Origin of the sequence: Kitasatospora sp. NPDC058162 (genome assembly GCF_042884005.1) — a bacterium.
Taxonomy (GTDB): Bacteria; Actinomycetota; Actinomycetes; order Streptomycetales; family Streptomycetaceae; genus Kitasatospora.
Map to the genome: position 1 here is coordinate 1 of NZ_JBHVUS010000050.1, position 22,559 is coordinate 22,559.

A 22,559-nucleotide genomic window follows, 5' to 3' on the forward strand; every position below is an offset into this window, starting at 1 on the left:
CGGTCTGAAAATCACCCGTCACGCCCCTCTCCGCACCCACCCCCTCCACCGCCCCCTCCCGCAGCGCGTCCCTCTCGCCTTGGGCGGGGGAGGGGTGGGGAGGTGGTGAGGGTGGGTTGGTTTGTGCTGGTTTGTATGGGTTTGGGGGTGGGGGGACACTGGGCGCATGCCGGAGTTGCCTGAGGTTGAGGCGTTGAGTTCCTTTTTGGGCGCGCGGGTGGTCGGGCGGGAGATCGCTCGGGTGCAGGTGGTGGCGATCAGTGCGTTGAAGACGTACGACCCGCCGGTGGCTGCCTTGGAGGGGCGGACGGTGGGGGCGGTGGGGCGGCGGGGGAAGTTCCTGGATGTCGAGGCGGGTGGGTTGCACCTGGTGGTTCATCTGGCGCGGGCGGGGTGGTTGCGGTGGAGGGAGCAGGTGCCGGATGAGCCGGTGCGGCCGGGGGCGAGGAATCCCTTGGCATTGCGGGTGCGGTTGGCGGGTGGGGACGGGTTCGATCTGACGGAGGCGGGGACGAAGAAGGGCCTCGCCGTTTATGTGGTGCGGGACCCGGTGGAGGTGCCGGGGGTGGCCAGGTTGGGGCCGGATCCGTTGGATCTCGGGGTGGAGGATTTCGCCGCGCTGCTGCGGGGGGAGCGGCGTCGGATCAAGGGGGTGCTGCGGGACCAGAGCGTGCTGGCGGGGGTGGGCAACGCCTATTCGGACGAGGTGCTGCACGTGGCGCGGATGTCGCCGTACAAGTTGGCGTCGAGCTTGACGGAGGAGGAGACGGCGCGGCTGTACGAGGCGCTCGGGGGCACGCTGCGGGAGGCGGTGGAGCGGTCGCGGGGGCTCGCGGCGGGGGAGCTCAAGGCGGAGAAGAAGCTCGGGATGCGGGTGCACGGGCGGACCGGGCTGCCGTGTCCGGTGTGCGGGGACACGGTGCGGGAGGTGTCCTTCGCGGATTCGTCGCTGCAGTACTGCCCGACCTGTCAGACCGGCGGCAAGCCGTTGGCGGACCGGCGGCTGTCGCGGCTGTTGAAGTGAGGCTCACTTCAACAGCCGCGTTGTCTTTCAGCGCTTGATGGCGACGCCGCCCCAGTAGTAGGCGGCCTTCGGGTCGGCCGGGGGCTCGCCGTCCGGGCGCCAGGCCAGGACCGGGGAGAGGCCCGGCTCGACCAGGTCCCAGCCGTCGAAGAAGCGCAGGACGTCGTCGTAGCTGCGGGGGACGAGGGTCATCCCGCCGGCCCGGGCCGCTTCGGCGACCTTGCCGACAGCTTCCGGGGCGAAGTCCGCGGTGGGGGTGGTGAGGGCGATGCAGCTGCCGGCGGGAAGGGCGTCGCGCAGGGCGGCGACCCGGCCCCAGGGGTCGTCCTCGTCGGCGATCAGCATCAGGACGGCGATCATCAGCAGGCCGACCGGCTGGGTGAGGTCGAGGGTGGAGGTGAGCGCCGGGTCGGCGAACAGTTCCTCGGGCTTGCGCAGGTCGGCGTGGATGTAGGTGGTGCGGCTGGCCGGGCTGGAGACCATCAGGGCGCGCGCGTGGGCGAGCACGATGGGGTCGTTGTCGACGTACACGACGCGGGTGCCGGGGCTGACGGCCTCGGCGATCTCGTGGGTGTTCGGCGAGGTGGGGATGCCGGTGCCGAGGTCGAGGAACTGGCGGATGCCGTGCTCCTGGGCGAGGTACCGGACCGCCCGGCCCTGGAAGGCGCGGTTGGCCTTGGCCATCTGCTTGACGCTGGGCACGGCCTCCTCGATGGCCTGGCCCATGGCGCGGTCCGGCGGGAAGTTGGTCTTGCCGCCCAGCCAGTAGTCGTAGACGCGCGCGGAGTGCGGAGTGGTCGTGTCGACGCCGAAACGTTCCCACTGGCTCAGCTCGGCGGCGTCCTCGTGCTGGGGGAAGTCCTGACTTGTCGTCATGGCCACGTCCTCTGATGGCAGATCATCACACTGGGGGAGCCATAGCGTAGCGGTCGTGGGGGGAGGCCGGGCGTCCGGTGGGGCGGGTGGTGGCGGTGTGGGCCGTCGGAGTGGTGATGGGTGCGCTGGGGGAGGGGCGGTGATCAGGGGGGCAAGCATTCAGAATGCTGTCTGATCGTCAGATTACTTCGTCGGTGTCCTCTCGGATCACCTCGCGCAGGTTGTTGTTGGTCGCGGCCGGGATGTCGTTGCTCGGCGGCGCCGCTGGTTGCAAGAGTCCTTGGGGTGGTGGGGGCGTCGCCGCTCCGGAGGGGGTGACGGAGGTGCTGGCGACGGAGGCGCCCGGGGCGCCCGGGGCTCCGACGCCCTCGCCGGTGCCGCCGTCCGCCACTGCGACGGCCAGTGCGGCGGCTACTTCCGCGCCGAGCGTCCAGCCCGTCCGCAAGGTGCTCAGTGATGCGGAGAGCAAGCCGGTCTATGACCTGGACCCGGCCCAGCGGGTGGTGGCGCTCACCATCGACGACGGGCCGGACCCCAAGTACACGCCCCAGGTGCTGGCGCTGCTCCAGCAGCACGGGATCCGGGCGACCTTCTTCCTGATCGGCGAGAACGCGGTGGAGCACCCGGCCCTGGTGAAGGAGATCGCGGACCGGGGCCACCACATCGCCAACCACACCTGGACCCATCCGGACCTGCGGCACATGTCCGAGAGCGCCGTCCGGGACGAGCTGGAGCGGACCAGCGACCTGCTGCACCGGACCACCGGGCGGCTGCCCACCTGGTTCCGGGCGCCGGGCGGGGACTTCTCGCCGGTGTCGCTGCGGGTGGCCGCCGAGATGGGGCTGCGGAACATGGCCTGGTCGATCGACCCCAGGGACTGGTCCCGGCCGGGGACGTCATCGATCATCGACACCGTCCTCAAGGAGGTGCGGCCGGGGTCGATCGTGCTCAACCACGACGGCGGCGGGGACCGCTCGCAGACGGTGGCGGCGCTGAAGACGTACCTGCCGGTGCTGATCGATTCGGGGTACCTCTTCACGGCGCCGCCGAATTGATTTCGAATGTCGATGGCGGGCGATGTTTGGGTGGGTGGCGGCTTTGCTGTTTAAACCACTCGAATGGGTGGATTAGAAGAAGCGTTTCTGCGGATTTTTGGCCTTTAGGGTGATCTCGCACCAGTTCATCGGGTACCTCGAGTACCGCCTGAAAGGCTCTCCCATGCGTCTCCGCAATGCTGTTCTCGCCGTCGCCAGCGCCGCTGCCCTCGTCCTCGCCGTTCCGATGTCGGCCAATGCCGCCACCGGGGACTTCCTCTACAAGGTCGGGCCGCTGCCCGGGGTCCTGACCGGGCTGGCCGACCCGGAGAGCCGGGTGTGCATCGACGTCCCGGAAACCGGGAACGGGACGGCTTACGCGCCGGAGAACCTCACCACCTCGACGGCCACGGTGTTCCTCGAGGCCAACTGTGACGGTGACGTCTTCTACACGCTGAACCCGGGCAAGAAGGCCGGCGACCGGCTGAAGTTCCGCTCGGTCGTCTTCTCCTGAGTCGGGTGGCCCGGGTCGGACGGTCGGCGTAGCTTCGAACTGTCCGGCCCGGCCACCGGCGCCTCGCTGTGCCCGGGTGCCGCGGTCCGGGTAGAGCGAAGGAGGTCCGGGATGACCGGCTACGCACACCCTGAGGCGCTGGTCCGCACCGAGTGGCTGGCCGACCACCTGGATGACGGGACGGTCCGGGTCGTCGAGGTCGACGAGGACAGCAGCGCCTATGAGCGGGACCACATCCCCGGTGCGGTGGGGTGGAACTGGACCACTGATCTGCACAGCCAGGTCGGGCGGGACTACGCGGACCGTGACGGCGTCCAGCACCTGTTGCGGGCGGCCGGGGTGGAGGACGACACCACCGTGGTGCTGTACGGCGGCAACAACAACTGGTTCGCGGCGTACGCGTTCTGGCTGTTGCGGCTGCGGGGGTTCGGGCCCGTGCGGCTGTTGGACGGCGGGCGGAAGAAGTGGGAGCTGGAGGGGCGGGAGCTCACCCGTGAGGTGATGGACTACCAGCACACCGGGTACCGGCTGACCGGGCCGGAGCGGCCCGAGCTGCGGGCGCTGCGGGACGAGGTACTGGCCAAGGCGGAGGTGTTCGCCAAGCCCGGTGCGGACGCGGTGCTGGTGGACGTCCGTTCCCCGGCGGAGTTCCGGGGCGAGCTGATCGCGCCGCCGCACCTGCCGCAGGAACAGGCCCAGGTGCCCGGGCACATCCCCGGGGCGGTCAATGTGCCCTGGTCGCAGGCGGCCAACGACGACGGCTCGTTCCGCTCGGCGGAGGAGCTGCGGGAGCTGTACGGGGGCAAAGGGGTCGGGGCGGAGCGCGAGGTGATCGCCTACTGCCGGATCGGCGAGCGCTCGGCGCACACCTGGTTCGCGCTCACCGAGCTGCTGGGGTACCCGCACGTGAAGAACTACGACGGTTCCTGGACGGAGTACGGCTCGCTGGTGCGGGCGCCGGTGGTGCTGGGGGCCTGAGGGGCGGGTGGGGTGGGTGGCGGTGGTGGGGCGGTGTCATTTCGGCGCGTTTCTTTTCATGAACATCTCATAGTTGGGGAGTGGACCGGGGGCTGCCGGGACAAGGATCGATCCGACCCAATCGATCCGGTGATCCTGGAGGACCACGTTGCGCAAGAGGCTGATCGTCTCCGCCGCCAGTGCCCTGAGCCTGTTCCTGGCCGTCCCCGCCTCGGCCGCCGACTTCCAACCCGGCGCGGCCGGGATCGGCGACCCCTATTACCCGACCTACGGCAACGGCGGCTACCGCGTCTCCCACTACGACATCCGGTTGAAGTACCAGCCCGCGACCGACGAGCTGGAGGGCACCACCACCATCCTCGCCACGGCCACCCAGGACCTCTCCCGGTTCAACCTCGACTTCGCGCTGAACGTCTCCGAGGTGCGGGTCAACGGGCGGGCGGCGGCCTTCGCCACCAGCGGCGAGCAGGAGCTGGAGATCACCCCGGCCCGTCCGCTGGCCAAGGGCAGCCAGGCCACCGTGGTGGTCCGCTACAAGGGCGTGCCGTCCACCGTGAAGAAGTACGGCTTCACCGCCTGGCACCGCACCCCCGACGGCGCGGTGGCGGCCGACGAGCCCGAGGCGGCGTGGTGGTGGTTCCCGAGCAACGACCACCCCAGCAACAAGGCCACCTATGACGTCTCGGTGCTGGTGCCGGACGGCAACCAGGTGATCAGCAACGGCGTGCTGACAGGCACCAGCTCGAAGGCCGGCTGGACCCGCTACAGCTGGCGCGAGAACAAGCCCCAGGCGACCTATCTGACGACCTTGGCGGTCGGGAAGTTCGACATCACCACCGACACCACCGCGAGCGGGCTGCCGGTCTACAACGCGTACAGCAAGGACCTCGGCGAGAACGCGGACGCCGCCCGGGCCAGCGTGGAGCGCACCGGCGAGCTGGTGGACTGGCTGAGCGGCTACTTCGGCGACTACCCGTTCAGCTCGGTCGGCGGGTACGTGCCCAACGTCCCGACCGGCTACGCCCTGGAGACCCAGACCCGGGTCTTCTACAGCCCCAAGCAGTTCGCCAAGGGCACCAACACCTCGGTGGTCGTGCACGAGCTGGCCCACCAGTGGTACGGCGACAGCGTCTCGCTCTCGCGCTGGAGCGACATCTGGCTGAACGAGGGCTTCGCGAGCTACGCCCAGTTCCTCTGGTCCGAGCACGAGAACGAGGGCACCGCGCAGGAGCTGGCCGACTACATCTACGCCTCGCACCCGGCCGACGACCCGTTCTGGAGCGTCAAGCCGGGCGACCCGGGCGCGGACAACCAGTTCTCCAACGCGGTCTACGACCGGGGTGCGGTGGCCATCCAGGCACTGCGCAACACCGTCGGGGACGAGAAGTTCTTCCGGATCCTCAAGGGCTGGCCCACCGAGCGCAAGTACGGCAACGCGACCATCGCGGAGTTCCAGGCGTACGCGGAGAAGGTGTCCGGGCAGAAGCTCGGGGACCTCTTCAAGACCTGGCTGTTCACCCCGGGCAAGCCGGCCGTCGGACCGGTGGCACCGGGTGCCGCGACCGCCGCACTGGCGCCGGGGGCGCGGGACGACGCCAAGGCGTTGGTGGAGCCGAAGTCCTGGACGAAGATCCAGGAGGCCCATTCGGTGCACGACCACTGACACCCGGTGGGGTGAGGTGACGGGCGTGGCCCGGCCGGAGGGCCGGGCTACGCCGCTCCGGGGCCGTCCGCCGCCAGCAGTTCGGTGAGGCGGCGAACGGCGAAGGGTATGAGCTCGCGGACCGGGACCAGCCGGCAGGGCGCGTTGCCGACCAGCACCTCGCGGATGCCGGCCAGCTCCTCGAACTCCCGCCCCACGACCGGGAAGTGGGTGTCGTTGTCGTTCCCCACGTCCGGTGTCTCGATCCAGACCCGCTCGCCCTGGATCGCCATCGGGAAGCGGCGGAGCTTGAGCCGGCGGTTCGGCGCGAAGGTCTCCGCGTAGTGCAGGAAGGTGTTGCGGTTGTGCCCGACGCCGACCAGCAGGACGTACCCGCCGAGGTCGTGCAGGGCGCCGAAGGGCGACTCCCGGCCGACGGCCCAGCCGAGCGAGCGGCGGGCGGTGACCTCGCGGGCGTGGGCGCCGACGGCGGCGACCGAGGCCTGCGGGTGGGTGCTGCGGAGGCTCTCCGGCAGAGCGCGCAGCGTCTCGGCGATCGCGCCCATCGGGGACGGCAGTCCGGCGTGGAACAGCGGGACGGCGGCCCGCAGTTCGGCGATCTCGGGGGTGGGCAGGCCGGCGTGGTCCGGCGCCGGGTCGCGGACCGTGCTGCCGGTGAAGGCCGGCACGGCCACCGTGCCGCCGGGCCCGACGGCCTCGCGCAGGCTGGCCACCACGGCCGCCGCCCCGCCCTCGACCGGGCCCAGGCTGGAGAGCGAGGAGTGCACGATCATCGCCATGCCCGGGCGGACGCCGACCCGGTGCCAGCCCTCCACGAGGTCGGCGGTGGTGAGCGGGCTGGTGCCCGGTGTGGTCATGGTCCCCCCTGGTGGTGGCGGTGTTGTCGGGCTGATGGGTGTGCTGGTGCTGATTCGTACCGGTGTGGTGTGAATGTTCGGGGCTGACCCTAGCGGGTGGCACTGACAATCGGTCAGGAGGGGGGTACCCTGCGTCAGTCCTCCGGGAGGGTGGTCAGCGGATGGCCTGCCCGGCCAGGGCCAGGGCCTCCTGTTCGGGGGTGAAGCCGTGCCCCAGCGGGGGTTCGCCGCGCTCGCGGTCCCAGGCGAGCACGTCGGCGGCGGTCACCGCGAGCGGGGTGGCGGGCAGTCCGGCCGCGCGGGCCCGGGCCGGGTCGCGCTGCTGGCCGGGCCAGAGCGGTTCGGCCCGGACCAGCGGGAAGAACGGCGGCGGGGCGCTCTCCGGCGGGACGGGGACGATCTCGATCCCGGTGCCCGCGACCTCGGCACAGGTGGTGATCAGCCCGCCCAGGGTGGTCGGTTCGGCCGGGCCCACGGCGTGGAAGGCGCCCGGCCGGTCGTCCTGGACCAGCCGGAGCACCAGCCGGGCCAGGTCGCGCGAGTCGACCACCTGGACGGGCTGATCGGGGCGCCCCGGCAGCGCGATCCGGCCGCCGCGGGCCGCCCGGCGCACCCAGTAGGTCAGACCGCGCTGCTCGTCGTACGGCCCGGCGACCTTTCCGGGGCGCACGATCGTCGCCCGGTCGCCGTAGCGGGCGGTGACGTCCTGCTCGCAGGCGACCTTGAGCCGGCCGTACGTCTCCTCGGTCAGCTCGTCGGCCTCGCGCAGCGGCGCGCGGAGCGGGGCGGACTCGTCGGAGTGCGGGGCGAGTCCGCCCCGGCGGTAGACGGCGTGGCTGGAGATGAAGACGTAGCGGCCGACCCGGTCGCCGAGGGCGGTCATGGCCTGGCCGACCTGGTGCGGGCGGTAGCCGCTGACGTCCACCACGGCGTCCCAGCTGCCCTCGCGCAGGGCGGTGTAGTCGCCGGTGTCGCGGTCGCCGAGGAGGTGACGGGCCTCGGGGAAGAGGCCGGGGTTCGTCCGGCCGCGGTGGAAGAGGGTGACCTCTGCGCCGCTGCTCAGGGCGTCGGCGGCGATCGCGCGGCCGACGAAGGAGGTGCCGCCCAGGAGGAGGATCCGCATGGATTCCAGGCTAGGACGGTGGTCAAACCGTTTTGGTCGGACGCGCTGTTGATCAGGCGTCGTGCGGGTGCGGGGTGAGCGCGGGGTAGTCGGTGTAGCCGGTGGCCTGCTGGCCGTAGAGGTGGGTCTCGTCGACGGGGGCGAGCGGGGCGTCGGCGGCGAAGCGGGCCGGGAGGTCCGGGTTGGCGATGAAGGCGCGGCCGTAGGAGACCAGGTCGGCGAGGCCGGCGGCGAGCACCGCCTCGCCGCGCTCGCGGTCGGTGGGGGCGCGGTTCTCGCCGACGTTGGCGATCAGCGGGCCGGACCAGCGGGGGCGCAGGTCGGCCAGGGCCGGGTAGTCGTCGTTGTCGGTGAGGTGGAGGTAGGCCAGGCCGAGGCCGTCGAGTTCGGCCAGCAGGGCCCGGTAGACCGGGGCCGGGTCGGCCTCGTGCATGCCGAACTGCGGGTTGCCGGGGGAGAGTCGCAGGCCGAGGCGGTGCGGGCCGATCGCCGCGGCGACCGCGGTGACCAGCTCGATCGGGAAGCGGAGCCGGTCGGCGAGGGTGCCGGGGCCGTACTCGTCGGTGCGCAGGTTGGTGTTGTCGGCGAGGAACTGGTGGATCAGGTAGGAGTTGGCGCCGTGCAGTTCGACGGCGTCGAAGCCCGCGGCGAGCGCGTTGCGGGCGGCGGCGACGTGGTCGGCGACGGTCCGGTGGATCTCGGCCCGGGTCAGCTCGCGCGGGGTGACGGCCTCGGCCTTGCCGCCGTCCCGGACGTGCACCGGCCCCGGCGCCGGGACGGCGGAGGGGCCGGCGGGGATGTCGCCGAGCAGTCGGTTCAGCGGGTGGCCCTGGCGGCCGCCGTGCATCAGCTGGGCGACGATCCGCCCGCCCGCCGCGTGCACCGCATCGGTCACGGCGCGCCAGCCGGCCACGTGGGCGGGGGTCTCCAACCCGGGCAGGCGCCAGCCGGATTGGCCCTCCCGGCTGGGCCAGATGCCCTCGGTGACGATCAGTCCGGCGCTCGCGCGCTGGGCGTAGTACTCGGCGACGAGGGGCAGCGGCGTACCGTCCTCGGCGGCCCGGTAGCGCGTCATCGGGGCCATCACGACGCGGTTGGGCAGGTCGAGCGCGCCGAGGCGGTACGGGCTGAGCAGGGATTCGGTGGTGGTCGTCATGCCGGTACGGTAGAACTTGACACCGGTGTCAGGTTCAAGCTCCGGGCTCGGCGGAGGGGGCTGCCTTCGCGGCTTCGGTGAGGATCAACTCCTCGATGCCGTAGAGGAATTCCGCCATCGACGGGCGCGGGAGGACGGTCGGGTCGGCGGTCATGGCGAGGCTCAGGGCCTCGGGGGACTGCAGGGCGTCGAGGGCGTAGGTCAGGCCGGGGCGCGGCTCGAACTCGACCGGCCAGCTGAGCGTGGTGCCCCCGTCGCCCAAGCCTGGTGCGGCCGGGAGCAGTTCGCGGGTGTCGTTGAAGACGCAGGAGCGGTCGGCGAGCGGCACGCCCTCGGCGGTGAGCTGCTCGATCTCGGCGGCCAGCGCGAGCTTGTCGAAGTAGGCGTGCCGGTAGGTGCCGATCGCGGCGGCGTGGGTGCGGCGCACGACCTCGCCGAACTCGCTGGTGGTGTCGGGGAGATGGAACAGGCCGTCGCCCGCCACCACGCTCACCGCGTTGGTCAGCCCGGACAGGAAGCGGTTGTTGACCACCACGTCGAGCACGGCCTCGGTGGTGCCGGCGAGGCGGGCGGTCATCGTGGCGGTGGCCGCCAGCAGGACCGAGGAGGTGCTCACCCGGTGGGTGGCGGCGACCAGTTCGACCGCCCGGGGGAGGGCGGCGGAGCGCAGCACGGCATTGGGGAACCGGGTGGGCCGCTCCGCCGCCGTGGACGGGGGGAACAGGCGGGGCGGGCCGAGGCGGAGCTTGCGCAGGACCTGCTTGCGGGCGGCCGCGTCGCGCCGCCGACCCCGCTCGGAGGCCTGGAACTCGGCTTCCTCCAGGGGCTGTTGGGCGATCTCGCGGAGTGCGGCGAGCTCGGCGGGGGAGTGGCCGAGGCTGAGTGCGGTCAGGTCGGCGATCAGGCGGCTCATTCCGGCGCCGTCCACGGCGGTGTGGGAGAGCACCAGGCTGATGTGCCGGACCAGGCCGTCGGCCGCCACCACGCCGACCCGGATGGGCCATTGGGTGGCGGTGTCGAAGGGGCGTTCGGTCAGTTCCTGGTGCAGCCGGGCGCCGGCCTCGGCGGGATCGGTGCCGTCGGTGGGATAGTGCACCTCGACGGTGAACGTGCCTTCAGGGTCGACGACTTGGCGCAGCTGTCCGTCCGGATCCGGCAGCAGTCGGGTGTGCAGCGAGTCGTGCAGGTGCAGCAGCTGCGGCAGCGCGTGGAGCAGGTCCGGCAGGGGCAGGCCGGGGTCCAGCGGGGTGGCGGTGGCGATGGTGTAGCGCGGCACGTCGGCCGGGGGGAGTCGGCGGACGGCGTCCCAGATGGCCCGTTGGCCCCAGGTGGCCGGTCCGGAGCCGGACCGGCCGGACGAGAACGCGATCTCCAGCAGTTGGCGTGTGGTCACCGTGTGGCTCTCCAGGGTGCGGTCGTTCGGAATCGTCGGTGCCGGTGCGTTGGGAGCGCGGGTGCTGCTGGGGAGAGTGTGGCGTACGGCCCGTCGGGCGTCGAGGGGTGGCTGGTGGTCGGGCGGGGGTTCCGCAACTATCTCGACATGAAGTATCTTGACGTCGAGATTGATGGTGGACGCGAAACGAGGGTTTGTCATGCGGGGGAACGGACTGTGGGCGCAGCTGCCGCGGCCGCCGGGCGGGCGGGACGCGCGGATCATGCTGTTCGCCCAGGGCGTCGACCGGACCGGCACCGGGGTGTGGGCGGCTGCCTCCGTCCTGTACTTCACCTATGTGTGTGGCATGGACGCCGGGCGGCTCGGACTGCTGCTCGGGGTGGGCGCGGTGGCCGGGATCGTCGGCTCCCCGCTGGCCGGCCGGGCCGCCGAACGGTTCTCGGTGCGCGGCCTGCTGATCGGCTGCCACCTGCTGCGGGTGGCCACCATGGCCCTGCTGCTGGTGGTCCAGGACTTCACCGCGCTGCTGGCCTCGGTGGCCCTGACCTGCCTGGCCGAACGCGGCGCCAAGACCCTGGAGATGCTCTTCGCCACCCGGGTCGCGGGCGAGCGGCGGGCCACCTACCAGGCGCTGTTCCGCAGCGTGGCCAACGGCGGGACCGCGGTCGGGACGGGCTTCGCGGCGATCGGCCTGGCGGTGGGCACCACGACCGCGTACCGGGCGCTGATCGTGGCCAACGCGCTCTCCTACGTGCTGGCCGCCGTCCTGATCCGGCGCACCGCGGAGCCCGCCGGGCGCGGTCTGGTCGCGGCGCCCTCGGCCGCGCCGGTGGAGGCGGAGGAGGCCCCCGGCGCCGTGTCGAGCCCCTGGCGCGACCGCGGCTACCTGCTGTTCGTGCTGCTGGACCTGCCGATGTGCCTGGACGACTCCGTCCTCAACGTCGGCCTGCCGCTCTGGCTCATCCACCACACCGACGCGCCGCACGCCGTCGTCCCGGCCTTCCTCACCCTCAACACCGTGCTGGTGGTGGTGCTCCAACTACGGGTCTCCGGCTGGGCCGAGCGCCCCGGCGGGGCGACCAGGGCGGTCGGCTGGTACGGGGTCATCCTGCTGGCCGGCTGCCTGCTGATCGCGCTCTCCACCGGCGGCGGCCCGCTGACCGCCTCGCTCGCCCTGCTGGCGGCGGCCGCGCTGGTCACGCTCGCCGAACTGATGCGGTCCGTGAGCTCCTGGGAACTCGCCGTCGCCCTGGCGCCGCCGCGCGCCCGGGCCTCCTACCTGGGTGTGGCGGGCATGTCCCAGTCGGTCCAGAAGTCGGTGGGCCCGATGCTGCTGACCGGCGTGGTGATGGCCGCCGGCCCGGCCGGCTGGCTGGCCCTCGGCGCCGCCTCCACCGGCCTGGCCGCCCTCCAGCGCCGTGCCAGCCTGCGCCGCCTCGCGGCGCTGGCGGCGACCCCGGCGGCCGCTCCGGTCGCGGCGGTGCCCGTCGGCTGAGCGGAGGGGCGGGTGAGGGGGGCGGGGGCTCCGGGCCGCCGCGCCGGCTTCAGGCCGTGCCTACGTCCGCGGTGAAGCAGAGCCGGCCGTGCACCCGGAGCCACCAGCCGCGGGCGTCCGGTCCGGAGAATTCGGCGCTGACCCGCCGGAGGCCGGAGGCCGGAGGGCGACGGGCGGGTGGACTGGGTGCGCGGGGACCTCGAGGACCGGGCGGCGCCGACCCGGCTCCCGGGTCGGCGGCGATGTCGAGGAGTGCGAGGCGGTCAACGTCCGCGGGACCGAGGCCCTGGCGGTCGGGGCCGGTCAGAACCGGCGGGCCGGGTCGAGGTCCACCGCGAGCAGGCGCAGCGCCGCGTCGTGCGGGCTGTCCGGCTCGGCGTGGTAGAACTTCAGGATGTTCCCGTCGCCCAGGTCGGCCGACTGGTACATCAACTCGAACTCCCCGACGCTCGGGTGGTCGAAGGTTTTCGTCCCGACGGTGCAGTTCGCGACCCGGTGGCTGATCCAGAGCTTGGAGAACTCCTCGCTCCCGATGCTCAGTTCGCCGATCAGCTCGGCCAACTGCGGGTCGTGCCGGTGGTTCCCGGCGATGAACCGGAGGTACGAGACGTTCGACCGGGCCTCCAGCGGCCAGTCCACGTACAGCCCGCGGACGTTGTCGTCCAGGAAGTTCAGCCGGATGACGTTCGGCCGGACCGTCGCGTTCTTCGGTGCGTCGTAGTCCAGGTGCGGTGCGAACAGCCGGTGGTAGAGCGAGTTCCAACCGAGGATGTCACAGCGGTAGTTGAGCACCGCCACCGCGGCGTTCCCGAGCGAGTCGACCAGCATCCGGGTGTACGGGCTGATCCGGTCGACCTGGCGGGCCGGCAGCTCCCGCTCGGTCACCGGGGTGCCCACCTTGAGCAGGTAGTCCTCCTCGTCCGGGCTGAGGTCCAGGGCGCGCGCGATCGCGACCAGGATGGCCGGCGAGGCGTGCGCGGTCTGGGACTGCTCCAGCCGCGTGTAGTACGTGGGGCTTACCCCGGCGAGTGCCGCCACCTCCTCCCGCCGCAGGCCGGGCACCCGGCGCGCACCGCGCACCGCCAGCCCGATCTCCTCCGGTTGGACCCGCTCACGCATCCGCTTGAGGTAGCTACCCAGGTCGGTGTTCACTGGTTTTTCCACGCTCCTAGTGTCACACGGGGGCTGAACAGGGATCCGACGGTCTTCGGGCCACATCAGCCGGTGGTCGCCGTGGTGCGCCGGCGCAGCGCCGCCCACAGGAGCAGGCCGGCCACGATGAGCAGCCCGGCGTCGACGGCCAGCGCGAGGTGGATGCCCGACAGTTCGTCGGCCGCGCCGCCCCCGTCGCCGATGCTCGCGGCGAACACCGCGCTCAGCAGCGGGATGCCGACGGCGATGCCGACCTGCTGCGCCTGGGTGGCCATGCCGGTGGCCATGCCCTGCATCGAGGAGTCGACGGCCGAGGTGGCGATCACCATGAAGGAGAGCATCGCCAGCATCGAGAAGACGCCGTTGACGAACTGCGCGGCGACCACGGGGACGAGCCAGACCGACCCGTCCGTCATCCACACCATGGGCAGCATGAACAGGCCCTGGCCCGCGAGCGCGGTGCCGAGCAGGACGCGCGGGGAGACCTTGCCGACGATCTTCGGGCCGATGGTGCCGCCGAGGATCTGGCCGGCGCCGACCCCGAGCAGGGCGAGTCCGGCGGCCAACGAGGAGTAGCCCAGCACGTTCTGCACGTACAGGCCGGTGAAGAAGATCATCGCGGTCTCGCCGCCGAAGATGAACAGCGCGCCGAGGTTGCTCAGGGCGATGTCCGGCAGGCGCAGGATGCGCACCGGCACCAGGGCGCCCTCGGTGCGGCCCTCGACCACCCAGAACACGGCGAGCAGCACGGCGGCGCCCACCAGGGTGCCGATGGCGACGGCGTCCAGGCCGGACTCGGCGGCCCGGGTGATGCCGTAGATGCCGGCGAACAGACCGGCGGTGATCAGCAGGGCGCCCGGCAGGTCCAGCCGGCCACGGGTCTCGGCGCGGCTCTCCTGGACCACGATCGGGACCACGATCACGGCGGCCACGGCGACCGGGATGTTGATGAAGAACGCCCAGCGCCAGGAGAGCAGTTCGGTGAGGACGCCGCCGAGGATCGAGCCGACGGTGAAGCCGGAGCTCATCATGACGCCGTTCAGCCCGAGCGCCTTGGTGCGCAGCGCGGGGTCGGTGAAGGAAGTGGTCAGCAGTGCCATCGCGGCCGGGGTGATGGCGGCGGTGGCCAGGCCCTGGAGGGTGCGGGCCACCAGCAGCAGCGCCGGGGAGGTGGCGATGCCGCCGATCAGCGAGGCGACCGCGAGCACCACCATGCCAGCGACGAAGATCCGGCGCCGGCCGAGGTAGTCGCCGACCCGGCCGAAGACCAGGGTGCAGCCGGCCGCGCAGAGCGCGAACATCGTGGTGATCCACTGCAGGTTCCCGGCCGTGAACCCGAGGTCCACCCCGACCCGGGGCAGCGTCACGTTCAGGATCGAGAAGTCGGCCGCCATCATGAACTGGGAGGCGAGCAGGACCACCAGGACGGTCAGCTGGCGGCCGGTCATGCGCACGGAGCCGGCCGGGGCCGTGGCGGCGACGGCGGCGGTGTCGGTTGTCATGTTGCCAGCCTGGTGGGACCGGGGTTGATCAGCCAGAACCCGGCTGTGCCTACCCCCGCCCTGCCTACCACTGGCAGTGCCAGGCAGGGCGTTGTCGGTTCGGGCGCCAGGCGGACGGGTCGCGTGCTGTGTGGTCGCCGCTCAGGTGCGGGTGGCGGTGATGAGGTGGTAGTCGAGGAGGCCGTGGCGCCAGGCGGGGAGGAAGTTGCGGGTCCAGTGGTCGGTGGGGACGGTGTCGGTGAGGTAGCGGTCGAGGCCGGGCCAGACGTCGGGGCCGATGGATTCGGTGGTGACGGGGGTGAAGCCGGCGTCGGTGAGGTCGGTGGTGAAGTCGTCGAGGGGGTGGGCGACGTCGAGGCCGTCGGCGAAGCTGGCGAGGAGGATCTTGAGGCGTTCGGCGATCTCGGGGCCGGGGGCGGCGAAGAAGGTGGTGACGACGAGGCGGCCGCCGGGGCGTAGGACGCGGGCGGCTTCGCGGGCGAAGCCGGTGAGTTCGCGGAAGTGCTGGGCGGCTTCGACGGAGTAGAGGCCGTCCAGGGAGGCGTCGGCGAAGGGGAGCCGGTCGGCGGAGCCGAGGGTGTAGGCGAGGCGGTCGGGATAGGTGGCCAGGGCGCGGGCGTTGACGGCGCGGGCGCGTTCGATCTGGTCGGGGTGGATGTCGACGCCGGTGACGGTGGCGAAGCGGAACTCCCGTAGTGCGAGGGCCGCGCCGAGACCGCGGCCGCAGCCGACCTCGGCCAGGAGCAGCTGGCCGCGCGGCTCCGGGAAGGCGTTCAGCACCCGGCGGTAGAGCTGCTCCTGGCTGTGCACCCGGTCGTCGGGGGTGGGGGCGGTCAGGTCGATGCCGTGCCAGTCACCGAAGTTGATGAACCCGCCTGCGAAGCTGGCAGCCTTGGCGAGATCGTCGGTGCCGTAGGTCCGGCGCACGGTCGGGGGGATGTGGTCCTGGTTCATGGGCTTCGGTTCCTTGGGCTGGCGTGTAGTCGGGGGCTCGGTGGAGCGGGTTCCGCGATATCGGTCCTGCCAAGAGCGCAGGTCAGCTAGGGTGCAAGGGTGTCCCCCCGCCCAAGGAGGGGGCGGTGCTGAGGTCGTCGGTGCCGTACGTCCGGCGTACCGTCGGGGGGATGTGGTTGTGGTCCATGGGTGGTCGGGTCTCCTGCTCGGTTCACGCCCGGCGGTCGGGCGCGCCGAGGTACGTACCCAAACCTGTGGTGGTCCGAACACGGTACGTGACGACGCGGGTTCGGGGTTGACGGGGCGTGGAAACCCGGTGTCCGGCGGGGGTCCGCGTTCGCTAGAGTCCGCCGGAGTCCGCCCGGTAGTCGACCGGACCCGCCCCAGGGCGCGAGCACGAGGAGCACGACCCCCATGAGCACCGAGGACCGGCCCGTACCGTCGTTGACCGGCGGCGAACGGGAGATGCTGCGCGGCTTCCTGGACTTCCACCGGGCGACCCTCGCCATGAAGTGCGAGGGCCTGAGCGACGAGCAACTGCGGCAGTGCTCCAGCCCGCCGTCCACGCTGAGCCTGCTCGGGCTGGTGCGGCACATGGCCGAGGTGGAGCGCACCTGGTTCCGCAAGGTGATCAACGGGGAGTCGATCACGCTGGTCTGGTCCGAGGAGAACGACTACCAGGTGGCCTACGACGCCACCGGGGCCACCCGCGCCGAGGCCTTCGACGCCTGGCGGGCCGAGGTCGAGCACTCCCGCCGGATCGAGCTGGCGGCCCCCTCGCTCGACGTCACCGGCTACCAGCCGCGCTGGGAGGCCGAGGTGTCGCTGCGACTGGTGATGCTGCACCTGATCCACGAGTACGCCCGGCACAACGGGCACGCGGACTTCCTGCGCGAGGCCATCGACGGCACGGTCGGGGTCTGACGCCCCGGCCGGTCCTACCAGCCGAGCAGGTGGGTGCGGACGGCGAGCGCGTCGAGGACCGACTTGGCGGTGGTCTCCGTGGTGAGGGCGGAGGTGTCGAGCTCGTACGGGGTGGTGGCGGCCGCGGTGGTGAGGACCACGTGGTGGAGGGCCGCGCCGGTGGTGCGGCTCTCGCGGCGGAAGGTGTCCAGGGTGGCCGGGGTGCCGGTGCACTCGACGACGACCTGGTAGCCGCCGGTGGCGTAGGCGAAGGCGGCCTGGGCGGCGGCCGCGAGGGCGGTGACGTCCTGCCGGTCGGCCCCGGGCTGGTGCGCCGACAGCCGGCCGTTGCGGATGACCTGGAGGAAGTCGTCCGTCCGCAGGTGGACGCTCGGGTGCAGCTCCCGGACGAGCAGCTCCGCGACCGGGCTGCCGCCCGCTCCTGCGCCGGCGGCCCCGGCGGGGTCGACGAGGACGAGGACGCCCCCGGCGCCCCGGCCGCCCCCGAGCTCCGGCCCACCTACGGTCGTACGGTTCACAGCTGCTGATCCCTTCACGGGCCGGGGACGGTCGGGTTCGGACGGGTTCGGTCGGACAGCCGGGGCGAGGCGGTGGGAGCGCGAAGGAGCCGGTCGGCCCGGATGCGGACAGCCGACCGCCTCGTCCCTACGACTGATGTGTTTCGGGGATCAACCTAGTCCAAACGGGTGGTCCGAGTCGTCCCCTCCCGGCCTGTGGGCAGGTCGGCGGGCGGTCTCAGCGCTCCTCGGCGCGCAGCACGATCGGGTTGGTGAGGGCCGCCATCGGGCCCCAGGGCAGCTCCTCGCCCATCGTGTTGCCCTTGCCGGGCGTCCCGTCGGCCCTCGGGTGGCGCACCTCGGCGCGGACGTAGGCGGCGAGCGAGGCGGTGGTGCGCCAGACCACCGTGCCGGAGCCGCCGGCGGGCAGCGACTCCTGGTGCATCTGGCCCTCGTCGGTGATCAGCCGGACGGTGCCGCCGGGCACGCCGGAGACGGCGAGCCGGACGTCCACCGGGGCGTCGGCCGGGACGGTCAGCTCTTCGCCGATGCCCGCCTGGCGGCCGCCGCCGGTGGCGGTGAGGTCGAGCCTGACGGCGGCGGACTCGGCCAGCCAGCTGCGCCCGGCGCGCAGCCCGTCGAGGACCGCGTCGCGGGTGAGGTCCTCGGCGAGGACGACGTTGTGCGGGAGGCCGATCACCTGGGGGGCGCTGTGGGCGTCGCTGTTGCCCATCGCGGGCCGCCAGGAGCGGTCGCCGTCCCCGCCGCCCCGGAGGGCCACGGCGAGCTGGGAGTCCCAGGTGTCGACGGCCGACTCGTCGTCGTACGTCCAGGGCCCGTTCCACACCTCGACGGCGTCGGCCTGCTCGTAGCCGAACTTCCACTGGCAGGCGACGTACGGGCAGTACGGGTGCGCGGGCACCACCAGGCCGCCGGAGCGGTGGACCTGGCGGACGAAGCGCGGGAACTCCTCGTCACGGGAGCGGTAGCGCCAGTCGACGAACCGGCCGGCCTCCAGGCCCAGGGCCAGCCAGTGGCCGTTGCGGGTGGTGATCTCCTCGCCGGGGATGATCAGCAGGTCGGGGCCGGCCAGCGGGCCCCAGACGGCGTGCGAGGAGCTGGTGTTGTGGTCGGTGGAGACGATGAAGTCCAGGCCGGCCGCGCGGGCCCCGGCGGCCACCTCCTCGGGCAGGCGGCGCCCGTCGGAGTGCACGGTGTGCAGGTGGCAGTCGCCCCGGTACCAGGCCCGGCCGCGGCCGCGGGCCCGCTCCGGCGGGTAGGCCGGGGTGAACTCCGGGCCCGGCTCGCCGAACCGGAGGGTGACCTGCACGTGGTAGTCCAGGCCCTGCGGGGCGACCTGGTACGGGCCCAGGGCGATGTGCCAGGTGCCCGGGTTGATCGGGCCGGGGAGGTAGCCGGGGGTGGCGGTGTCGCGGGCGAGGGCGAACTCGGTGCGGAAGCCGCCGGACCAGCCGCGGAAGCCGTCGCCGCCGAGGTCGGTGCCGCGTTCGTCGAAGATGCCGATGTCGCAGGAGTTGCCGGGGGTGCCGGCCGGGACCGGCGGCTTGTCGTAGCCGTAGGAGACGGCGATCTCGCGGACGCCGTCGGGGACTTCGAGCGGGAGGTAGACGAAGTCGGGGCAGCCGGTGGGGAGGTGGCCGGTGAGGGTGAGGGTGCGGTCGGTCGGGTCCGTCGTGTCCGCGTCCCGGCTCGGGGCGGCGGAGGCGGTGCCGACGGCGCCGACCGTGGCGGCCAGGCCGAGGGCGGCGGCGGCTCCGGTGGCGAGGCCGGTGCGGAGCAGGTCGCGGCGGGCGGGGTTGGTCGGTTCGGCGGGGTCGGTCGGCTCTGCGGGGTGCGAGTGGGGTGTGGGGTGTGAGGGCGGTGTGGGGTCGGCGGGCATCGGGGCCTCCGGGCTGGGGTTGGCGGGTCCGTCGGTTCGCCTACCCCGGGGGGTGAACCCGGGGTGAGGCGGGGCCCACCGGGGTGGGGCGGGTCGGTGAAAGGGGCCCGGGGGGCGGGGCGGGGCGAGTTGCGGGGAGTGGCGATTGGTCCGTTCATGGTCATGTGATCGACGGTATGAGCCGATATGGGTCGGTATGACGGATGACGGTGGCGCCGGGTGGCGACGGGTCGGGCGGGAGGCTGGTGTGGCACTGAGTCGGCGGGCGTTGCTGACGGCGGCGGTGGCGGGGGGCGCGCTGGCGGGGTGCGGGAGGGGGCGGGCCCCGGAGGGGGGCGGGGCGGTCTCGCCGGCGGTCACCGGGCCCGCTGCGGATACGGCCACGGCGGCGGTGTCGGCATCGGCCTCAGCCACGGCGTCGGCTGCGCCCTCGTCCGCCGCGCCTTCGTCCGCCGCGCCCACGGCGCCCCGGGAGCCCGGCCGGGCCGAGCTGGTGCAGCGCTACGCGGCCCTGGCGCCGACCGCGTGGGGCCTGGACCTCCCCGGGGTGGTCACCGGGCTGCCGGAGGGACAGCAGGCCACGGCGCTCACCTTCGACGCCTGCGGGGGCCCCGGCGGGAGCCGCTACGACGCCGAGCTGATCGACTTCCTGCGCGCCCACGACGTCCCGGCCACGCTGTTCCTGAACGCCCGCTGGATCGACGCCAATCCGCACACCTTCGAGCAGCTCGCCGCCGACCCGCTGTTCGAGATCGGCAACCACGGCACCGTCCACCGCCCGCTCTCGGTGACCGGCCGCTCGGCGGAGGGGATCGCCGGCACCGGCGGGGTCGGCGAGGTGTACGACGAGGTCGCGGGCAACGCCCACAAGCTGACCGAGCTGCTCGGGCGCCCGCCGCGGTTCTTCCGGTCCGGCACCGCGTACTACGACGACGTCGCCGTCCGGGTGGTCGCCGACCTGGGCGAACGGATCGCCGGGTTCACCGTGAACGCGGACGGCGGGGCGACCCTCCCGGCCGCCGAGGTGCGGCAGGAGGTCGCGTCGGCGCCGCCGGGGGCGATCGTCATCGGGCACATGAACCAGCCGGGCCGCGGCACCGCCCGCGGGGTGGCGGCCGCGCTGCCGGGGCTGCTGGCGGCGGGGCGGCGGTTCGTCCGGCTGTCCGACGCGCTCTGAGCTGCCCCGGGGGGCCTCCGTCGGCTACGCCAGGCGCAGGCCGCCCGGGTGCCGCTCCTCGATGATGTCGACCAGCCAGTCGAAGACCGTCGGGCCCTTGCCCGCCCGGGCGTCGGCCAGCCGGGCCGCGACGTTCTCGCGGTTGGTGGGGTGCACCCGGGGGAGCCGCAGCTCCAGCTGGCGGACCGTCTCCTGGTAGCCGAGGTTGCGGCGGGAGGTCTCGTGGTCGCGCCACTCGATGACGTAGTCGCCGTCGTCGGGTGTGCCGAAGCCGCCGCTCAGGCAGTCGGCGAAGGCGTCCAGGTTGCGGCCGAAGTAGCCGTCCGCGCCGATCTTGCGACCGACCTCGTCCCAGAAGTCCTCGAGAGTGCCGATCTTCCCGCCGTCGATCACATAAGTCACCGTCACGGGGACGAGGATATGCCCGGGCGGCGAACCGCAAGACACTCCCTAGGGCTGGACGGCGATCGCGGTGGCGAGCAGCCCGTCGCGCACCGCCCAGCGGCCGTCGAAGCCGTCCAGCCGGCGGCCGCCGACCACCGGGCCGGGCACCAGCAGTCGGGCGGTGAAGGTGCCGTCGGGGGAGAGGTCGAGCTCGGCCTCGTGGAAGTCCAGCCACAGCTGGGTGAGCGGGAACCAGGCCTTGTAGACCGACTCCTTGGCGCTGAACAGGATGCGGTCCCACGGCGTGTCCGGGTGGTCGGCGGCGAGTTTCGCCAGCCGCTGCTGCTCGACGGGCAGGGCGACGGACTCCAGGACGCCCTCGGGGAGCGGCAGCGCGGGCTCGGCGTCGATGCCGATCGAGGCCAGGGTGCCGGCCCGGGTCACGGCGGCCGCGCGGAAGCCGTCGCAGTGGGTGAGGCTGCCGATCACGCCGTCCGGCCAGCTCGGCGCCCCGCGCAGGCCCGGGACGAGCGGGCGGTACGGCACGCCGAGGCGGGCCAGCGCGGTGCGGGCGCAGTGGCGGACGGTGGTGAACTCGCGGCGGCGCTTGTCCACGGCGCGGGCTACGGCGGCCTCCTCGGCGGGCTCCAGCTGCGCCTCGGGCGGGTCGTCGTAGGCCACCTCGGTCACCACGACGTCCGGCAGCAGGTCCCCGATCACGCGTTCCCCCCTGGGTCGACAGCGCGGGCGGACGCCGCGCGGATCGAGCCTAGCCGGGGCGGGCGGCCCCGGTCCGTGATCTTCGGCAAATGGGGAGCGGGCGGCCCGGCTCAGTTGAACACGGCGGCCGCCGCGCGCGGGGACCGGGCGATCGTCTCCGGGTGGTACGGCGCGGGGGCGCGGGGGCGCGTTCAAGTGAGCCGGGGTCGGGGCCTGTCCGGGGGCGGGTCGGTGATTGCCGCCCGTCACTGCCCGAGCAGGTGGGCGAAGTCCAGGCCGAGGCTGCCGAGTACGGGCAGCGCGCCGAGGTCGGTCACGCCGCCGACCGGGATGCTGTAGCCCTGGTTCACCTCTCGGTTCGCCGGGCTGGCCGCCGCGGCGGCCGAGGGGGCGGCGACGGCCGGGGTCAGGACGGCGCCGAGGAGCAGGGCGGCGAGTGCGGTGCGCATGGGGCGGGCCTCCGGGGCGGGCGGGGGTGACGGCCTGTCAACACCCTCCGTGGCGTCGCGGTCACGCATCTTCGCCCCTTCGGCCGCATTGGTAAAGATCCTTGCCTTGTGTTGATGGCAACACCGGGGAGGTCTGGACCACGCCGAGGAGGAGCGCATACGTTCCCTTCACCGGGTGGGCATCGAACGGTCGTCGAACTGCGGTGCGGCGCCGTCGAGTTGCTCATGTCATGCCCATGGCCAGCGCCCGGGACCGTCGAACCGGAGGGAACGAACCATGCGCGCCATCGGCAAGAACCTCAGGATCCTCGCGGGCGCCCCGCTCGCGGCCGCCGCCCTCATCGCCCTCACGGCGGGCTCCGCGAGTGCCGCGATACCGATCAACAAGCCGATGACCGGCAAGGCCACCTACTACACCGACGCGGGCTACGGCGCCTGCGGCACCCAGATCAACGCCTCCAACCAGCTGCTGGTCGCCGTCTCGCACACCTGGTGGACCACCGCCAACCCCAACAACGACCCGGTGTGCAAGGGCATTTCGGTCAAGGTGACCTACCAGGGCAAGACCATCACCGTCCCGGTGAAGGACCAGTGTCCGTCCTGCGACTCCAGTCACATCGACCTCAGCCAGCCCGCCTTCGCCAAGCTGGCCCCGCTCGACAAGGGCGTGATCAACGGCCTCACCTGGCAGTTCGTCAAGACCGGGGCGAACGGCAAGACCGTCGCGCTGTCCGAGCCCGTCACCGGCTCGACCATCGGCTGAGCGCCGCCGACGGCCGCCGGGTCC

General features: G+C 72.8%; 23 protein-coding genes. 9 read left to right on the plus strand and 14 right to left on the minus strand.

The genetic code is table 11. The features are described from left to right. The first annotated feature begins 166 nt into the window (after positions 1-166). Positions 167-1,024: an Fpg/Nei family DNA glycosylase gene (locus tag ACFVXG_RS42475; protein WP_387935856.1), complete on the plus strand. Its 858-nt coding sequence runs from the start codon at positions 167-169 to the stop codon at positions 1,022-1,024. 27 nt (positions 1,025-1,051) lie between these two features. Here the strand turns inward: ACFVXG_RS42475 and ACFVXG_RS42480 are convergent, their stop codons facing one another. Further along, a complete protein-coding gene (locus tag ACFVXG_RS42480; protein WP_387935857.1) occupies positions 1,052-1,900 on the minus strand; it encodes an SAM-dependent methyltransferase in 849 nt (282 codons plus the stop codon). 178 nt (positions 1,901-2,078) lie between these two features. Beyond that, positions 2,079-2,345, minus strand: coding sequence for a hypothetical protein (locus ACFVXG_RS42485; protein ID WP_387935858.1), 267 nt, complete (start codon positions 2,343-2,345; stop codon positions 2,079-2,081). Position 2,346: 1 nt separating this feature from the next. Between ACFVXG_RS42485 and ACFVXG_RS42490 the strand changes: the two genes are divergently transcribed. The 4 genes from ACFVXG_RS42490 (at position 2,347) to ACFVXG_RS42505 (ending at position 6,089) form a co-directional block, all read left to right on the plus strand. Continuing rightward, the gene (locus ACFVXG_RS42490; protein WP_387935859.1) at positions 2,347-2,955 is read left to right on the plus strand and encodes a polysaccharide deacetylase family protein; all 609 of its coding nucleotides are present in this window, start codon (positions 2,347-2,349) and stop codon (positions 2,953-2,955) included. A 163-nt stretch (positions 2,956-3,118) separates the two neighbouring features. Continuing rightward, positions 3,119-3,448: a hypothetical protein gene (locus tag ACFVXG_RS42495; protein ID WP_387935860.1), complete on the plus strand. Its 330-nt coding sequence runs from the start codon at positions 3,119-3,121 to the stop codon at positions 3,446-3,448. Between the two features lie 111 nt (positions 3,449-3,559). Next, a complete protein-coding gene (locus tag ACFVXG_RS42500) occupies positions 3,560-4,426 on the plus strand; it encodes a sulfurtransferase (RefSeq protein WP_387935861.1) in 867 nt (288 codons plus the stop codon). A gap of 148 nt (positions 4,427-4,574) precedes the next feature. Then, on the plus strand, positions 4,575-6,089 hold the full coding sequence (locus ACFVXG_RS42505; protein WP_387935862.1) for a M1 family metallopeptidase: 1,515 nt from the start codon (positions 4,575-4,577) through the stop codon (positions 6,087-6,089). 47 nt (positions 6,090-6,136) lie between these two features. Here the strand turns inward: ACFVXG_RS42505 and ACFVXG_RS42510 are convergent, their stop codons facing one another. The 4 genes from ACFVXG_RS42510 to ACFVXG_RS42525 all read right to left on the minus strand — a co-directional run bounded on the left by ACFVXG_RS42510 (position 6,137) and on the right by ACFVXG_RS42525 (position 10,618). Next, the gene (locus tag ACFVXG_RS42510; protein WP_387935863.1) at positions 6,137-6,946 is read right to left on the minus strand and encodes an aminoglycoside N(3)-acetyltransferase; all 810 of its coding nucleotides are present in this window, start codon (positions 6,944-6,946) and stop codon (positions 6,137-6,139) included. A gap of 154 nt (positions 6,947-7,100) precedes the next feature. After that, positions 7,101-8,069 (minus strand): NAD-dependent epimerase/dehydratase family protein, encoded by a 969-nt coding sequence (locus ACFVXG_RS42515; RefSeq protein WP_387935864.1) that lies wholly within the window; start codon positions 8,067-8,069, stop codon positions 7,101-7,103. Between the two features lie 52 nt (positions 8,070-8,121). Continuing rightward, complete coding sequence (locus tag ACFVXG_RS42520) at positions 8,122-9,225, minus strand: alkene reductase (protein ID WP_387935865.1); 1,104 nt, start codon at positions 9,223-9,225, stop codon at positions 8,122-8,124. Positions 9,226-9,259: 34 nt separating this feature from the next. After that, positions 9,260-10,618 carry a condensation domain-containing protein gene (locus ACFVXG_RS42525; RefSeq protein WP_387935866.1) on the minus strand — a complete coding sequence of 453 codons (1,359 nt, stop codon included), beginning with the start codon at positions 10,616-10,618 and terminating at the stop codon, positions 9,260-9,262. 199 nt (positions 10,619-10,817) lie between these two features. On the opposite strand from ACFVXG_RS42525, the gene ACFVXG_RS42530 reads away from it, so the two are divergent. Beyond that, positions 10,818-12,113, plus strand: coding sequence for an MFS transporter (locus tag ACFVXG_RS42530; protein WP_387935867.1), 1,296 nt, complete (start codon positions 10,818-10,820; stop codon positions 12,111-12,113). A 303-nt stretch (positions 12,114-12,416) separates the two neighbouring features. Here ACFVXG_RS42530 and ACFVXG_RS42535 read toward each other — a convergent pair whose 3' ends face one another. From ACFVXG_RS42535 to ACFVXG_RS42545, 3 genes are all read right to left on the minus strand, one after another. Next, the gene (locus tag ACFVXG_RS42535; RefSeq protein WP_387935868.1) at positions 12,417-13,277 is read right to left on the minus strand and encodes a helix-turn-helix domain-containing protein; all 861 of its coding nucleotides are present in this window, start codon (positions 13,275-13,277) and stop codon (positions 12,417-12,419) included. A 53-nt stretch (positions 13,278-13,330) separates the two neighbouring features. Continuing rightward, on the minus strand, positions 13,331-14,767 hold the full coding sequence (locus tag ACFVXG_RS42540; protein WP_387935869.1) for an MFS transporter: 1,437 nt from the start codon (positions 14,765-14,767) through the stop codon (positions 13,331-13,333). A gap of 141 nt (positions 14,768-14,908) precedes the next feature. Further along, positions 14,909-15,721, minus strand: coding sequence for a class I SAM-dependent methyltransferase (locus ACFVXG_RS42545; RefSeq protein WP_387935870.1), 813 nt, complete (start codon positions 15,719-15,721; stop codon positions 14,909-14,911). A 414-nt stretch (positions 15,722-16,135) separates the two neighbouring features. On the opposite strand from ACFVXG_RS42545, the gene ACFVXG_RS42550 reads away from it, so the two are divergent. Next, positions 16,136-16,645 carry a DinB family protein gene (locus tag ACFVXG_RS42550; RefSeq protein WP_387935871.1) on the plus strand — a complete coding sequence of 170 codons (510 nt, stop codon included), beginning with the start codon at positions 16,136-16,138 and terminating at the stop codon, positions 16,643-16,645. A gap of 14 nt (positions 16,646-16,659) precedes the next feature. On the opposite strand, the gene ACFVXG_RS42555 is transcribed toward ACFVXG_RS42550, so the two are convergent. Both ACFVXG_RS42555 and ACFVXG_RS42560 read right to left on the minus strand, forming a co-directional pair. Beyond that, positions 16,660-17,163, minus strand: a complete 504-nt coding sequence (locus ACFVXG_RS42555) for a hypothetical protein (RefSeq protein WP_387935872.1) — start codon at positions 17,161-17,163, stop codon at positions 16,660-16,662. 217 nt (positions 17,164-17,380) lie between these two features. Further along, the gene (locus ACFVXG_RS42560) at positions 17,381-19,042 is read right to left on the minus strand and encodes a CehA/McbA family metallohydrolase (RefSeq protein ID WP_387935873.1); all 1,662 of its coding nucleotides are present in this window, start codon (positions 19,040-19,042) and stop codon (positions 17,381-17,383) included. A gap of 493 nt (positions 19,043-19,535) precedes the next feature. On the opposite strand from ACFVXG_RS42560, the gene ACFVXG_RS42565 reads away from it, so the two are divergent. Continuing rightward, the gene (locus tag ACFVXG_RS42565; RefSeq protein ID WP_387935874.1) at positions 19,536-20,219 is read left to right on the plus strand and encodes a polysaccharide deacetylase family protein; all 684 of its coding nucleotides are present in this window, start codon (positions 19,536-19,538) and stop codon (positions 20,217-20,219) included. Positions 20,220-20,243: 24 nt separating this feature from the next. Here ACFVXG_RS42565 and ACFVXG_RS42570 read toward each other — a convergent pair whose 3' ends face one another. The 3 genes from ACFVXG_RS42570 to ACFVXG_RS42580 form a co-directional block, all read right to left on the minus strand. Further along, complete coding sequence (locus ACFVXG_RS42570) at positions 20,244-20,627, minus strand: barstar family protein (protein WP_387935875.1); 384 nt, start codon at positions 20,625-20,627, stop codon at positions 20,244-20,246. A 42-nt stretch (positions 20,628-20,669) separates the two neighbouring features. Beyond that, positions 20,670-21,323 carry a 4'-phosphopantetheinyl transferase gene (locus ACFVXG_RS42575; protein ID WP_387935876.1) on the minus strand — a complete coding sequence of 218 codons (654 nt, stop codon included), beginning with the start codon at positions 21,321-21,323 and terminating at the stop codon, positions 20,670-20,672. Positions 21,324-21,568: 245 nt separating this feature from the next. Next, positions 21,569-21,772: a hypothetical protein gene (locus ACFVXG_RS42580; protein WP_387935877.1), complete on the minus strand. Its 204-nt coding sequence runs from the start codon at positions 21,770-21,772 to the stop codon at positions 21,569-21,571. Positions 21,773-22,049: 277 nt separating this feature from the next. Between ACFVXG_RS42580 and ACFVXG_RS42585 the strand changes: the two genes are divergently transcribed. Beyond that, complete coding sequence (locus ACFVXG_RS42585; protein WP_387935878.1) at positions 22,050-22,535, plus strand: cysteine/serine endopeptidase inhibitor; 486 nt, start codon at positions 22,050-22,052, stop codon at positions 22,533-22,535. Positions 22,536-22,559 lie beyond the last annotated feature (24 nt).

What these genes read in the sequence shown, in the direction of transcription:
- ACFVXG_RS42475 (WP_387935856.1), top strand. Translation starts at nt 167, where the DNA reads ATGCCGGAGTTGCCTGAGGTTGAGGCGTTGAGTTCCTTTTTGGGCGCG.
- ACFVXG_RS42480 (WP_387935857.1), bottom strand. Translation starts at nt 1,900, where the DNA reads ATGACGACAAGTCAGGACTTCCCCCAGCACGAGGACGCCGCCGAGCTG.
- ACFVXG_RS42495 (WP_387935860.1), top strand. Translation starts at nt 3,119, where the DNA reads ATGCGTCTCCGCAATGCTGTTCTCGCCGTCGCCAGCGCCGCTGCCCTC.
- ACFVXG_RS42500 (WP_387935861.1), top strand. Translation starts at nt 3,560, where the DNA reads ATGACCGGCTACGCACACCCTGAGGCGCTGGTCCGCACCGAGTGGCTG.
- ACFVXG_RS42510 (WP_387935863.1), bottom strand. Translation starts at nt 6,946, where the DNA reads ATGACCACACCGGGCACCAGCCCGCTCACCACCGCCGACCTCGTGGAG.
- ACFVXG_RS42515 (WP_387935864.1), bottom strand. Translation starts at nt 8,069, where the DNA reads ATGCGGATCCTCCTCCTGGGCGGCACCTCCTTCGTCGGCCGCGCGATC.
- ACFVXG_RS42520 (WP_387935865.1), bottom strand. Translation starts at nt 9,225, where the DNA reads ATGACGACCACCACCGAATCCCTGCTCAGCCCGTACCGCCTCGGCGCG.
- ACFVXG_RS42530 (WP_387935867.1), top strand. Translation starts at nt 10,818, where the DNA reads ATGCGGGGGAACGGACTGTGGGCGCAGCTGCCGCGGCCGCCGGGCGGG.
- ACFVXG_RS42540 (WP_387935869.1), bottom strand. Translation starts at nt 14,767, where the DNA reads ATGACAACCGACACCGCCGCCGTCGCCGCCACGGCCCCGGCCGGCTCC.
- ACFVXG_RS42545 (WP_387935870.1), bottom strand. Translation starts at nt 15,721, where the DNA reads ATGAACCAGGACCACATCCCCCCGACCGTGCGCCGGACCTACGGCACC.
- ACFVXG_RS42550 (WP_387935871.1), top strand. Translation starts at nt 16,136, where the DNA reads ATGAGCACCGAGGACCGGCCCGTACCGTCGTTGACCGGCGGCGAACGG.
- ACFVXG_RS42560 (WP_387935873.1), bottom strand. Translation starts at nt 19,042, where the DNA reads ATGCCCGCCGACCCCACACCGCCCTCACACCCCACACCCCACTCGCAC.
- ACFVXG_RS42580 (WP_387935877.1), bottom strand. Translation starts at nt 21,772, where the DNA reads ATGCGCACCGCACTCGCCGCCCTGCTCCTCGGCGCCGTCCTGACCCCG.
- ACFVXG_RS42585 (WP_387935878.1), top strand. Translation starts at nt 22,050, where the DNA reads ATGCGCGCCATCGGCAAGAACCTCAGGATCCTCGCGGGCGCCCCGCTC.